Consider the following 14305-nt stretch of genomic DNA (forward strand, 5'->3'; position numbering starts at 1 on the left):
GGGATCGGGAAGAGGTCAGCGCACGCGGATTTGTAAGTGCTTACAGTTAACGTGATCATTTATTAAGGAGGGAAATCTATGAAGAGAGCACTCATTCGAGGGACGGCGGTTTGGTTGGCCGTCTGCATGGCGTTCAGCCTGCTGCCGCCCGGGACGGCGTCTGTCGAAGCGGCGGCCGCAACGGGGGAGGGGGAGACGGAGCTTTTCCGGTACGATTTCGAAAACGATGCCGTCGGTTCCCCGCCGGTCGTGAACGCGGGAGATCCCGACGCGTGGACGGCCGCGGCCCGAAGCGCGGAGTCGCCGTTAACGGTCGTCGAAGACAACGGCGGCAAGGCGCTGGAATACGCGCGGGTCGAAACGGCGACGGGCGGCGGCGGACCGCGGGTCGAGAAGCGCATCGATTTCGCGGGCCGGGAGACGTTGACCGTCGAATTCCAAATGAAGACGCTGGGTCATCGATTCATGCTGGAGCTGCGCGGCGAAGGGCAGACGCCGCCCGTGACTCGGTTGCTGCTGCTCGACGGCAACGGCTTGGTGCCGACTCCGCCGGAAGGGGTCGTCTTCGACAGGAATGCGTACGTCGACGCGAAGATCGAGATCGACGCGGCGGGGCGGACGTTCACATCCTATCTGAACGGCTACCCGATTCAAAGCGGCGTACCGCTGCACGCTGATATCGACTTGTCGAAGCCGGTAACGCTTCGGTTTACGACCAGCGTGCAGCCGGGAGAGAGGCTGTATTTGGACAACGTCGTCATGACGGGCGCGATGACGGAGACGGAAGCGAACGCGATCGTCCGCAAGCTGTCGCCCGCGCATCCGCGCCTGATGGCGACGGCGGACGACTTCGCCGCGCTCGCGGCGCGGATCGGGGCCGACCCGCGTTCCGCCGAGTGGTACGGGAAGATCCGGTCGGACGCGGAGCGGTTCCTCGGCGAAGCGCCCTCGGAATACGGCTTCCCCGACGGCCGCACGCTGTTGAACGTGAGCCGGCAAGTGTTGGGCCGGACCTACGCATTGGCGCTCGCGTACCGGATCGAAGGCGACGCGAAGTACGCGGAGCGGCTGTGGACGGAGCTGGAGGCGGCGGCCGCCTTCCCGGACTGGAACCCGGAGAGCTTCCTTAGCACGGCCGAGATGACGCACGCGTTCGCGATCGGCTACGACTGGGCGTACGACTACTGGTCGCCGGAGCGGAAGGACGCGATTCGCGAGGCGATCGTCGAGCTGGGCTTGACGCCGGGCCTGAACGCCTACCGATCCGGGGCGTGGTGGGTGTCGACGACGAACAACTGGAATCTCGTGTGCAACGGCGGACTCGCCATCGGCGCGCTGGCGATCGGCGACGAGGAGCCGGAGCTGGCGGAGGCGATTCTGCAGGCCGGACTCGCCTCGATCCCGCGAGCGCTCGGCGAATACGCGCCGGACGGCGCGTATCCGGAAGGGGTCATGTACTGGGCTTACGCCAACCGGTATTTCGTGCCGTATTTGGCTTCCTTGCAGACGGCGGTCGGCGAGACGTTCGGTTTGACGGAGACGCCGGGTCTGGCGGACACCGGCTCGTTCCCGATTTATATGACGGGACCGTCCGGACTCACCTTCAACTACTACGACGCCTCCGCGAGCGCTCAGCGTCCGGCGGAGATGTTCTGGTTCGCCCAAACGTACGACCGGCCGGAGTATGCTTGGTGGGGGGAAGGCAGCGCGAGCGCTGCGCCGACGCAGCTGCTCTGGTACGAACCCGGCGCGGCCCTCGGCCCACGGGAAGCCGGACTGCCCTTGGATAAGCTGTTCCGACGGTCCGAAGCGGCGTCGTTCCGCAGCGCGTGGGACCAATCCGACGCGTTGTACGTCGGATGGAAGGCCGGCGACAATGCGTTCAATCACGGGGATCTCGACCTCGGGACGTTCGTGCTCGATGCGTTGGGCCTCCGGTGGGCGTCCGAGCTCGGCTCGGAGGACTACGGTTCGCCGGGGTATTGGAGCGCCGGCCCGAACGGGCAGCGCTGGACGTATTATCGCAAGCGCGCGGAAGGGCAGAACACGCTGGTCGTCAATCCGGGCGCCGGAGACGATCAAGATCCGCTGGCGACGGGGAAGATCGTCCGGTTCGAGAGCGGACCGACCGAGGCGTTCGCGGTCGCCGAGCTGTCCGAGGCGTACGCGCATGTCGGCGCGACGTCCTGGCAGCGGGGCATCTCGCTGTTCGACCATCGACGTCAAGTGCTCGTTCAAGACGAGCTGCAAGCCGACGAGCCGGCGGACGTCTGGTGGTTCATGCATACGCCGGCGAACGTCGAGGCGGCGGCGGACGGCAGAAGCGCGATTCTGACGATCGCCGGCGAACGGATGCTGGCTCGCATTATATCCCCCGCCTCCGGGGCGGCGTTCACGATCATGGATGCGGAGCCGCTCTGGACGTCGCCCGATCCGCAGCAATCGGCGAACAACAGCGTTCGGAAGCTGGCGATTCATATGGAAGGCGTGACGGACCTGCGGCTGGCGGTCCAGTTCACCCCGCTGCGCGACGGAGCGCCCGCCGCGGAACCGACGGCCGCGACGCCGCTCGCCGCGTGGGCCGTCTCGCATGAAGCCGTGCCGACGCTTAGCGGCATCGCGCTCGACGGCATTCCGCTGGATGCGTTCGCGCCGGGGGCGTTCACGTATGACGTCCCGCTGGCAGAGGGAACGGCGGCGGCGCCGACGGTGACCGCGACGGCCGCCGCGCCGTCGGATACGGTCGACGTCGAGCAAGCATCGACGCCGGACGGAACGGCGACGATCCTCGTGTCTCGCGCCGGGGGGCCGACGACGAGGTACGAGGTGCATTTTCAAAGGGAAGCTGCTTCGGAAGAAGGGCCGGTCGTGACGGCTAGCATTCAGGGGACGTTCCCGCCGGAGCATACGATCGACGACGACTTGACGACGTTCTTCTCCGCGCAGGGCTACGGGCAATGGGTGCAGTACGATCTTGGCGAATCGACGTCGATCGACGGCGTGTCGCTTGCCTGGTATCAAGGCGACGTCAGGAGCTTCGACTTTACCGTGCTTGCGTCGGAGGACGGGGAGACGTGGACGGAAGCGTACGCCGGGTCGAGCAACGGGATATCGCTCGAGCTGGAGGCTCATGCGTTCCCGGCCGTCGAAGCCCGCTACGTCCGCATCGTCGGATACGGCAACAGCTCCAACCAATGGATGAGTATCACCGAGGCGCGCCTCCATACGGAGGCCGGGGTCTGGCCGGCGTTCGAGACGAGGGCGCCCGTCCTGGAACGCGTCGCGTTGACGGCCAAATACGATCGGCCCGCGGTCGGGGAGTCGGGGCGGCTCGGCGTGACCGGCGTCCTGTCGGACGGCGGCGAAGCCGATCTGGCGCAGGCGCAGGTGCGTTACGGCAGCAGCGACGAGTCGGTCGCGGCGGTCGGCGCCGCCGGCGAGCTTACGTTCGTCGGCGCCGGCGAAGCGACGCTGTACGTCGTCGTCGAGACAACGGATCGCCGCTTGAAATACGACCGTCTGACGGTGAAGGTCGCCGACCCGAACACGAGGATGCCCGTCGCGGATGCGTTCGTCCGGGGCGGGTCGTACGGAGACGACCGATATGGGACGACGTCGGGCATGACGCTCAAGCAGGATGCGAATGTCGACTTTGCCCGGGAGGCGTATCTCGCGTTCGACGTCGGCGCGATCGACGGTCCGCTGGAGGCGGCGACGCTATATATTTACGCCTCGGTCTCGGATCAAGGCACCGGCGCGGGAGCGACGGGTCATAGCATCGACGTCCACGCCCTGGAAGGCGAGTGGCAGGAGAATACCGTCACATGGAACACCCGCCCGACGGTCTTGGAGAAGCTCGCGTCCGTCGACATCGACGACGTCTTCCAATGGCGGGCGATCGAGCTGCCGGTCGAAGCCGTCGAAGCGGCCGAAGGCGGCCGGTTGGATGTCGCGCTGCGGCACGTCGCCCCGGCCGGGAACCGGTACGCCGTAAGCGTGCGGAGCCGCGAACACGCGACCTACAGTCCGTACCTCGTGCTGACGCCGAGCGCAACGGTCGAAGCCGTCTGGAGTCCGGAAGCGCCCGACGGCCGAGAAGGCTGGTACGCGAGTCCGGTCACGCTGACGCTGCTGCCGCCGGACGCGGCGGAGGTACGGATCGCGGCCGAGCGGTCGACCGACGGCTCGACGCCGCCGACGGGCGGCTTCGCGCCGTACACCGGTCCGGTCGTCTTCACGGACGGCATATACGACGTCGAGTACCGCGTCGCCGGCGGGGAGGCGGCGGACGCCGTACGGGTGATGGTCGATACGGAGGCGCCGACGGTGACGGTGTCGACGTACGGAATCGAACCCGGGAACCCTTCCGATGGATGGCCCGTCGCGACGATCGACGCGTTCGTGCGGATCGTCTGCGAAGCGTCCGACGCGCTGTCCGGCATCGCGTCGTCGTCCTGCGCGTCCCCGCTCGTCGAAGCCGAGGCTTACGAGCTCTCGCCGGGCGAGCATACGGCGACGGCGGAAGCGACGGATGCGGCCGGCCATACGCGGACGATCGAGACGAGGTTCGTCGTCGCGGCGACGACGGACGGATTGATCGCGCTCACCGAGCGGTTCGTCGCGGCGACAGGCGCGCCGGGCGCGGGCGGCATCGCCGAGGCGCTGACGAAGAAGCTGGCGAACGCCGAAGAGGCGCTTGCGCGGGGCGACGCCGCGGAAGCCGACGCGCTCCTGCAGGCGTATAAGGACCAACTCGCCGCGCTGAGCGGCGTCAAGCTGACGGCGTCTCAAGCGGAGACGTTGGCGTTCTGGGCGTCGCAGCTGCAAGGCGCGTAAACGGACAGCGGATCGGGACCGTCATCATACCGATCGAAGCGGAATAGGCGCGGGTCGTCCAGGGGGCGGCCCGCGCTTTCGTTGACAAATCAAAAGGTATATAAGTTTGAAGCATTCCATGAGGAGGAAGCGCGCTTGTTCCCGCGCTCCTTCTCCTGGATTGACCTTCGCTCAGCTGAACGATTGCGGCCGGTTTTGCTCATGTTGCGCGAACTCGACGCCATACCGCCTGCCTTTGGCGCCTCGCCTTCGGTTTATCCGACTTAGGGGCAGCTACCGTTAAGAATTTTTACGGTTGGCAGCCCGACAGCACATTTTCTTTACGGTTCGCATGCGCCAACCCCCCCATCGGACTCGGTCCGCGTCCCGCCGCCTGCCTTCCGCGCCTCGCCTTCGGTTTATCCGTCTTAAGGGCAGCTACCGTTAAGAATTTTTACCGTAGGCAGCCCGACAGCACATTTTCTTTACGGTTCACAGAGATCCGGAGTGATCCGGAGGTGCCTACCGTCCTCCTGAATCGCATGATGCAAACGCTCGAAGCTTAGGGACTCGTCTCCAGACGAGTTTTTCTAATGCGCCGTCCGGCGGCAGGCGTAATTGCGCATGCTTGCATCGATTGCGCATCGCGGAATGTCATGGGATGCGAATCGATGACGCTACTTGCGCATCTACGGGCCGGCGGTCGCTGCGGTATAGTGAAGGGCGAACACGCATGGAGCGAACGATGAATTCATTGAGAACGGGGGAATGAAGCAATGCACAGCCGAGTGAGGCGCGCACCGATTATCCTGCTGCGATCTTCGTGGCAAGTGGTGAACATCGGAGACATCGCGCATACGCCGGGCGCGTTGGCCTTGATCGAACGCCGCTTTCCCGAGGCGGAAGTCATTCTGTGGGCGTCGGACGACCTGACCGACGAGGTAGCCGCGATGGAGCATCGGCGGTTTCCGCGGCTTCGGATCGTCAAGGGGAGGATCGGCGAAGACGGGCGAGTCGAAGGACCGGAGCTCGAGGAAGCGATCGCCTCCTGCGATTTCCTGCTGCATGGATCCGGCCCATGGCTTGTGGCGAGCGACGACGTCGCCGCGTTCCGCAAGCGAACGGGGAAGCCGTACGGGGTGTTCGGCATCTCGTACGACGACGACCCGGCGGTGACGGAGCTGCTGAGCGAGGCGGAATTCGTCTATTTCCGCGATACGGTGTCGCTCGAGCGTGCGAAGGCCGCGGGGGTAGCTTGTCCGATCATGGAATTCGGCCCCGACGCGGCATTCTCGTGCGACGTGCGGGACGACGAGAGGGCGGAGCGATTCTTGGAAGCGAACGGTCTCGTCCCGGGCGCCTTCCTCTGCTGCATTCCGAAGCTGCGATATACGCCCTATTGGACGATCCGGAATTCCCCCTTCGACGCAACGAAGCATGCGCGCAACGAAGCGATGAAGGAGCATGATCACGCGCAGCTGCGCGAAGCGATTCTAGCCGTCGTCCGGGAGACGGGCCTTAAGGTGCTGATTTGCCCGGAGGATCGAACGCAGGTCGCGGTCGGGAAAGAGATGCTGTACGACAAGCTCCCCGACGATGTGCGCTCCAAGGTCGTATGGCGGCCGAACTTCTGGTCGACCGACGAGGCGATAAGCGTATACGTCCGTTCCGCCGGGCTGTTCGGAAACGAGATGCATTCCCCGATTCTATGCGTCGCGCACGGAGTGCCGGCGATCGTATGCCGTTGGGCCGAACAAACCGTGAAGGGCTGGATGTGGCGCGATATCGGACTCCGCGACTGGCTCTTCGATCTGGACAACGAGGACGAGGCGCGGCGGATCGTGCCGGCGGTGCTGGAGATGGCCCGGCATCCGGAACGCGCGAAGGCGCGAGCGGCGGAAGCGCTCGTCTACGTGCGGGAGCGGCAGCGGGCCATGATGGAGACGCTGGAGGAGGCCGTCCTGGCGAGCGTCTCGCGAGCGGGGAAGGGGGAGGCCGAATGAGCGCATGGACGAAAACGGTGAAAGGAGCCGCGGCGCTCGCCTTGCTGGCCGCGGCGATCCTCCCGGCCCCGCAGAACACGGCCGTCGCAGCCGAGCGGGCGCCTCACGCCGCGGAGCAGCAACAAGCGCTTCCCGTGTTCGATCAGCACCTGCTGCTGTCGGCGCTGCAGGAGCCCTACTTAAAATATAAATTCATGACGCCGCCGACGGAGCCGAATTATCAATTCGACGGCGGCTACGTCGAAACGTACGACGCGAACGCGGCGCTGTTGTACCTGTTGTTCTATGCTTTCTATTATCCGAACGAGACGATTCTCGAGTACAACGTAACGGAAGAGGTCCGCAAGCGGATCGAGTTTATAGTAAAGCCCGGGGCAAGGAACGAGCCGCCCAGCGCGGGCGGCATCACGGCGAATTGGCACTACGCGGCCGCCTATCAGACGATCGTGCTCGCGAAGCATATGCCCGAGGTGTGGGACGCGATTCCCGAGGACGCCAAACGGCGGATCGACCTGATGATGAAGGCGCAGCTCATTTCGTCCAACTTTATTATGAATCCCGCGAACGACGCCAAGACGCACGCGACCGGGCAAGCGGGGGGCATCTATTCCAACCCGAACCACTGGGAGAGCTACAACGCGGTGTATCAGCTTGCGCTGCTGTATCACGGCTCTCTCGAGGCGGTGAACGAGGCGCTGACGACCACGATTCCCGACGAAGCGGCGTACGAGGCGTTCTTGGCGGAGCTTCATGCGAACGGGTTATGGAACATCTACGATCAATGGAGCTACGGGCAAGTGAAGGACTTCTATCTCGGCATCGACACGACGACGTTCGACGAGCGCTTCCATACCGAGCCCGGCTACGTGTCCGGCGCGAGCCATCCGATCCAGGATTGGCAGCAGGTCAAGGATCGCGGAACCATCCCCTTGGATCAGAGAATCGTCACGCCTTACGAATCCTGGCCGATGTTTCGGGAGACGGCGAAGTTTTTCTTCCAGCATCCGGTCGGCGAAGTGGAGATGGACGCCGGGGAACCGATTCCATACGCCGGCGGGGCGACTTGGGGCGATCCGAATCGGCTGGAGCGGAAGCTGACCGGTCGAGTCGTCGATCCGCACGCGCGGGAGCGACTGCCGAACCGGGGCGAGATCGGCATGGCGTTCGAGTACGATGCGGGAAGCAACGGCGAGCGAAGCAACCACAATTATGTGCTCGAGGGCTTGCTGCCGATGCTGCCGACGTCCTTCGTGCTGAAGGCGCTCAGCCGGAACGATCCGGACTTGTGGCCGTCGCAGTCGAAGCCGGAGGAGGTGGCGGAGGTGGAGCGCCGCATTCGCGTCGGGATGACGGACATCGTCTACAAGGGGACGCACGGGTACTTTTCCTACGACTATAGGAAGCTAGTGACCGATACGACCAACGGCGAATGGAGATATTACGACGTCGAATACGACCGCGTCGCCACCGAAGACGATAAAGCGATCGCCGAGCGGGAGTTTCCGGTCATTCGCGCCTATAACGCGCCGCGGATCGGTTACGATTATCTGATAGGACTGTACAAGGCTATGTTCGAAAATGAACCCGGCCGCGCGTACAACGCGGACGTCCGACTGTACCGCGGCTCCGACGCGAAGGCGCCCGTCGGCCATCCCGCCTCGCTGAAGGTCGGCGAGCGATTCTTCGCCGTCATCGAAGCGGACGAGGTGCGGCAGGCGGCGGGAATGGAGCTGACGCTGCGCTACGATCCGGCGGTCCTGAAGATCGTCGCCGCGAACGGCGAAAGACGCATAGGGCATCTCTTGCCCGGCCTCGACCTCGTCGCGATCGACGAGGCGGACGAGGCGAGCGGAACGATCCGCTTCTCCGGCGTCTCGACAGGGTATACGGCGACGACGACGGCGAGCGGGAAAAACACGAAGCTGTATCAGGTCGAATTCGAGCTGCTAAGGGAGAAGAAGGATCTCGGCATCGTCCTCGAGGAGCTTCGCTTCGTCGACGCCGGGAATCGGCAGTTCGCTCCGGAGTTCCGGCGAACGCCGCCGGCCGCGAACGAGAGGGGGGAGCGGCAGTGAACGGAAGCGTGACGATGCGATCGAGATCCCGTTGGCTGTATTGCGGGCTTGCGATCCTTTTCCTACTAGGAAGTTTATTGTCCTATGCACCTGCCCGGACGGAAGCCGCGGAGCGTCTGACGGCGACGATCGTTCCGACCGAGGATACGTTCGCTTACCGCGACAGCAACCAATCCGCTAGCCCGACCTTGGTGTCTCGGTACAACGGCGGCGGGTACGAACGGGTTTCATATTTGAAATTCGACCTGTCGAATTTGGCGGGAATGACGGTAGAACACGCAACCTTCAAGGTGTATCTGATCCGCACCGAGGGCATGGGCGACGTGGGGGCGTTCGGCTTGACAGATAACGATTGGTCGGACGACACGGTGCATCTGACGAACGAGGACGGCACGTTCCGCAGGCCGAGCGAGGAAGGGCGGACGCTGCTTGGACGCTATGCGTTCAATACGTCCGGCACGAACGCCGTGGGCGCCTGGATCGAATACGATATTGCGGCGTACTTGAACGAGCGGCTTCAAGACGGAGAGACGGCCGCGACGGTGATGCTGAAGAACTTCTCCTACGCCGAGTCGTCGGCTACGGCGGGTCAGGGATTCGCCTATTTCGGATCGTCCGAATCGGCGAATCGGCCGACGATCGAGGCCGTCTATTCGGAGGGCGGGACGGCCGGCGGGCCGCCGGCGAAGCCGACGGTCGTATTGGCGGGGATCGAACCGTCGCCTCCGACGATTACGCTCAAATGGGCGGCCGCCGCTCGCGCGGCGCATTACACGGTCAGCCGTTCCGTCTATGAGGAAGGCGCATTCGTCGCCCTCGACGGCGCCTTGCGCTCGATGGAGGACGGGGTGTACTTCGACGATTCGACGGTGCAATCGGACCGGGTTTACGGTTATAAGGTAACGGCCTATTCCGAGGACGGCTCCTCCGCGGAGAGCGACGTCTTGGTCGTGACCGTGCCGCCGTTCCTCGGCCCGGGAGACGAGACGTCGGCGTCGTTCGCGCCGACGGACGACGCATATATCAATCAAGCGAACGAGAACGCGTACTTGAATTTCGGGAACCGGCAAGAGATGATCGTACGTCACAACGCCGCGTTCTGGAAGCGGGTCGGCTACGCGAAGTTCGACCTGGGGGCGCTGGTCGGAGTTACGGACGTTCGGAAAGCGACGCTCCGTCTGTACTTGAGGGACGTCCAGAGCGGGGGCTCGATGGTCGGGCTGTACGCGATCCGAGACAACGCATGGAGCGAAGCGGACATTACCGCGTTCGACGTGCCGAGCGAGGAAGGGAAGGAGCTGATCGGCAGCGTGAACGCGCTCGCCGGCGTCCCGACGAACGCTTGGTACGAGATCGACGTCACGCCTTATATCCGGCAGCGCTTCGCCAACCACGAGCGGGAGCTGACGATCATGCTGCTGGGCGGCTTGGATGCGCAGCGGTCGCAGGGCTACGCGTACTTCGGCACGAAGGAAAGCCCGAACGGGCCCGGCCTGACGATCGACTACGTCATTCCGGATCGCGTGCCTCCGCTCGAGCCGCCCGCGCCTGCGGTGCTCGAAGCGACCGGGACGAACGTGACGCTCGGCTGGCCCGTGGTTGCAGGCGCGGCGAAATATCGAGTGTACCGGAAGTCGGAGGGGGAAGCGCAGTTCGCCCCGCTGCATGCAGGGACCTATGTCGAAAACGGGACGGTGTACGCGAACGATGCGAGCGTGGAATTCGGAACGAGCTACGAATATCGCGTCGACGCCATCGGTCCCGGAGGCGACGCGTTGTCCGGACAACCGGTGCTAGCGTCGACCCCGCCTCTGGAGCTGGCGGCCCCGATGGGGCTGCGCGAGACGTTGAACAAAGGGGATGCGTTGGCGTTGGCTTGGGAGGCGGTGCCTTTCGCGACGTCTTATGAGCTGTACAGATCGCTTCAGCCTGAGGACGGCTACGCGCTTGTCGCCGAGGTCGCCGAGACCGCGTTCGAAGACGAGGGCCTGGCGTTGGACGCCAGGTACTATTACCGTTTGAAGGCGAAGCGGGGGCGTTACGAATCCCCCTTGTCGGAAGCCGTCGCGATGCGGACGGAGCGGTACGCGACGACCGTCTTCGGCCGCGTCGCGCTGGAAGGAGCCGCCGATCACGGCGGCATCGTCGTGCGGCTGTCGGTCGACGGTCTCGAAGCGAAACGAGCGGTAACGGACGCGGCCGGGAACTTCGCGCTGTATGCCGTGCCGCCCGGCGCGTACGAGCTCGCGTTTACGAAAGCCGCCTATCTGAAGCGGATATCGGCGGACGTGACGGTGGAGCAGGCGGATGTCGACGTCGGGTCGTTAGGGGAGCTGAAGCTCGGGGATCTTAACGGCGACGACCGCATCGATCTGTCGGACCTCCGTTTGATCGCCGCGGCGTACGGGAACCGGAGCAGCTCCGTCGACTTCAACCCTCTCCTTGACTTGAACCGCGACGGCCGGATCGACCGGGCCGACGTAGACCGGCTGCTCGTCCATTACGGAGCCGCGACGGGGCGCGGCGACTGAGGCGCGTCATCATTTGCGCATCGCTGCACAGGTTGCACATTTACACCGGGACGTCCGGCTTTCCATAATGGGTACAGTCGAATCTAGCAAAGTTTCCGAGGAGGTTGCGGTATGGCACAGGCACAGACGCATTGGGACATCGAGACGCTGATCGTCGGCGCGACGTTCGCGGGCATCGGCTTGGCGTCGGGAACGAGAGCCGGCGCTCTGATCGTAGATCGGGAGATTACTGTAGGACATGAATTTCTGTACGCGTTTAAACATGGGGAAAATTGGCGCGCCGACGGCTGCGGGCGGTTCGCGGCGGCGTTCCGCGGCGAGCTGGTCGAACGCGGGCTGCTGACGGCCGAAGGGCGGGCGCATCTGGGCGGCGTCATTCCGGCGCTGTATCGTCTGACGCGGGACGCGAAGCTGCCGGTGCGGTTTCTGACGGAGCTCGCGAACGTCGAGCCGTTGGACGGCGAAGCGGGCGGATACGCGGTTACGTTGTTCGACCAGTCGGGCTTCCGCGACCTTCGCGTCCGCCGCATCGTCGACACGACGTCGACCTGTCTGTCGAAGCCGGGCTTCGCGCCGGCCGCAGGGGTGCCGAAGCGCGTGAACGCGCTGCTGCATGCCGCAGCGGCGGACGCCGCGCGCCTCCCGATCGAGGCGGACGGCTGGCGCGTCGAGCCGGGGCGGTACGACTCGGAAGCATACTTAAGCCTGCCGGTCTCGCCGCAGGACGATTGGACGGCGGCGCGGGCGAAGCTTCACGCGTTCTGGGCCGCAAAGCCCGAGGCGCTGCAAGGATGGACGTTGGCCGTCGTCGCGGATCAATTCGACGCGACGCCGCCGCCGGGGCCGATGCGGATCGGCCGCGATTGGACGTGGCTGCCGTCGGCGGCGTTCCCGCAGCCGCTCGCGGCGCTCGATGCGGAAGCGAGTTTCTCGGAATGGGGGAATGCGGTATGACGATCACTATAGGGGAACGCAGGAACGGGGTCCAAGTCAGCCGCCCTGCGGCGTTCGCGCCGGCCGAGACGTACGACGTCATCGTCGTCGGCCTCGGCACCGCCGGCGCGCTCGCGGCGATCGCCGCGGCGGAACGCGGCCTCCGCGTTCTAGGCATAGAACGGCTGAACGCGATGGGCGGCACGGGCACGCTCGGCGCCGTCGTCGGGTATTACTTCGGCAACAAGGGCGGATTGTTCGAGGAGATCGACCAAGAGGTGCAGCGGCTGTCGGGCGCCGCGGCGTATACGAAGGCCGGCGGCGTCAACGCCGATCTGAAGAAGCTGGCGCTCGAGCGCCGCGCGCTCGCCGCGGGCGTCGAGCTCCGCTACGAATGCACGGCGGTCGGCGTGTACCTGGAACATAACGAAGTGCGAGGTCTGCGGTGGATCGGCCCGAACGGGCCGGACGAAGCCGGCTGCCGCATCGCGATCGACTGTACGGGCGACGCGGAGATCGCGGCGATGGCGGGCGCGTCGTACCGGAAGGGGCGGGAGCTCGACGGGAAGGCGCAGCCGTTCTCGAACGCGCTCGTCTGGATCAACGACGGCGCCGTGCACACGTTCTACACGGATTCCGGGTACGTCGACGTCGAAGACGCGGAGGATTACGCTCGCGCGGTTCTCGAGTCGGCTTGCGTACACACGCACCAGCCCGAGCGGTTCGAGGAGCGCCGGAAGTTCGTAAAGCTGGCGCCGCTGCTCGGCGTCCGGGAAGGCCGGTTCATCGAGGGGGAGCGGCAGGTGACGTTCGCGGACTTCTTGGACGACAAGGAGACGGAGGAGCCGATCTTCTACGCGTACTCGAACGTCGACAACCATGGCAAGGATATGGCGTTCGAAAGCGAAAACCAACGCGACTGGATCGTGGCGGCCAGCCTCTGGGGACTGAACTTCTCGGTGCCCGTGCCGCTCGGCGCGCTGCTGCCGAAGGGAGTCGGCCGCCTTCTCGTCGCCGGCCGCGCGCTTGCGGTCGACCACGATCTGGCGCCTTGCGTCCGCATGAAGCGGGATATGCAGAAGTGCGGCGAGGCGGCGGGGCTCGCGGCGGCGCTCGCGATCGAAACCGGCGTCCCGTTGACCCGGCTGCCGTACGAATCGCTGAAGCCGCGCCTGCTCGAGAAGGGCTGCCTGCTGGCCGCGAACCATAAGGGGATGCGCGACGGCCAGCCGTCGATGGACGAGGCGATGCCGTCGATCCGTTGGCTGCGGGACGAAGCGGACATCCAAAGCGGCCTCGACGGCGAGAAGCCGGGCCTCGCGATCTGGTCCGCGAAGCGGCTCGGGGGCGCGATGCTCCCGTCGCTGCGGGCGTGGGCGGCGCAGACGGAGCGCGTCCATCTGCGCCGGCACAGCGCCTTCGCGCTGGCGCTGCTCGGCGACGAGGCGGCGCTGCCGGCGTTGCGCGAGACGATGCGCGAGCGCGACGGCTTCTTCCCGAAGACGAGCCGGAAGTACAATCAGGCGCGAGGCTACGCCGCGATCTACTTGCTCGGCAAGCTGGGCGACGAGACGGTCGTGCCGGAGCTGATCGACATATTGCGGAGCCGCGAAGCGTTCAAGAACGTATCGACGGACGTCGAATTTATCAATCATGACGACGAATACTTTTTCCAATATTTTACCTTCGCCTTACGAGCCTTGTTCCAGATCGCCGATCGGCACCCGGCGGAGCGCGAGCGCGTCATAACCGCCGCGAGGGAAATCGTCGACGAGCCGAGCTTCGCGCTCCATGTGACGATGAAGCCGTCGAAGGACGTGAACTTCGATATGGCGGATACGATCCGCGGCGTCGTGCGGCGGCAGGCGGAGGCTTGGTCGACGTCGCAGCGGCAGCGCGAAAACCGCGTCGCGGCGCGGCCGGGAGGTTCCGACGTCACCGAATAACC

General features: G+C 65.1%; 6 protein-coding genes. All 6 read left to right on the forward strand.

The features are described from left to right. Positions 1-78: 78 nt before the first annotated feature. The 6 genes from FE782_RS12675 to FE782_RS12695 all read left to right on the forward strand — a co-directional run bounded on the left by FE782_RS12675 (position 79) and on the right by FE782_RS12695 (position 14303). Positions 79-4836: a CBM96 family carbohydrate-binding protein gene (locus FE782_RS12675; protein WP_138194471.1), complete on the forward strand. Its 4758-nt coding sequence runs from the start codon at positions 79-81 to the stop codon at positions 4834-4836. 755 nt (positions 4837-5591) lie between these two features. Continuing rightward, positions 5592-6818: a polysaccharide pyruvyl transferase family protein gene (locus FE782_RS12680; protein WP_138194472.1), complete on the forward strand. Its 1227-nt coding sequence runs from the start codon at positions 5592-5594 to the stop codon at positions 6816-6818. Continuing rightward, entirely contained in the window at positions 6815-8893 is a 2079-nt protein-coding gene (locus tag FE782_RS12685; protein WP_138194473.1) for a cohesin domain-containing protein, read from the forward strand. Before FE782_RS12680 ends, FE782_RS12685 begins: the two co-directional genes overlap by 4 nt. Beyond that, positions 8890-11424 (forward strand): CBM96 family carbohydrate-binding protein, encoded by a 2535-nt coding sequence (locus tag FE782_RS12690; RefSeq protein ID WP_138194474.1) that lies wholly within the window; start codon positions 8890-8892, stop codon positions 11422-11424. The genes FE782_RS12685 and FE782_RS12690 overlap by 4 nt, the downstream gene beginning before the upstream one ends. A gap of 111 nt (positions 11425-11535) precedes the next feature. Further along, positions 11536-12378, forward strand: coding sequence for a hypothetical protein (locus FE782_RS32285; protein WP_158299370.1), 843 nt, complete (start codon positions 11536-11538; stop codon positions 12376-12378). Beyond that, a complete protein-coding gene (locus FE782_RS12695; protein ID WP_158299371.1) occupies positions 12375-14303 on the forward strand; it encodes an FAD-dependent oxidoreductase in 1929 nt (642 codons plus the stop codon). Before FE782_RS32285 ends, FE782_RS12695 begins: the two co-directional genes overlap by 4 nt. Positions 14304-14305 lie beyond the last annotated feature (2 nt).

The organism is Paenibacillus antri (assembly GCF_005765165.1).
Lineage (GTDB): Bacteria > Bacillota > Bacilli > Paenibacillales > YIM-B00363 > Paenibacillus_AE > Paenibacillus_AE antri.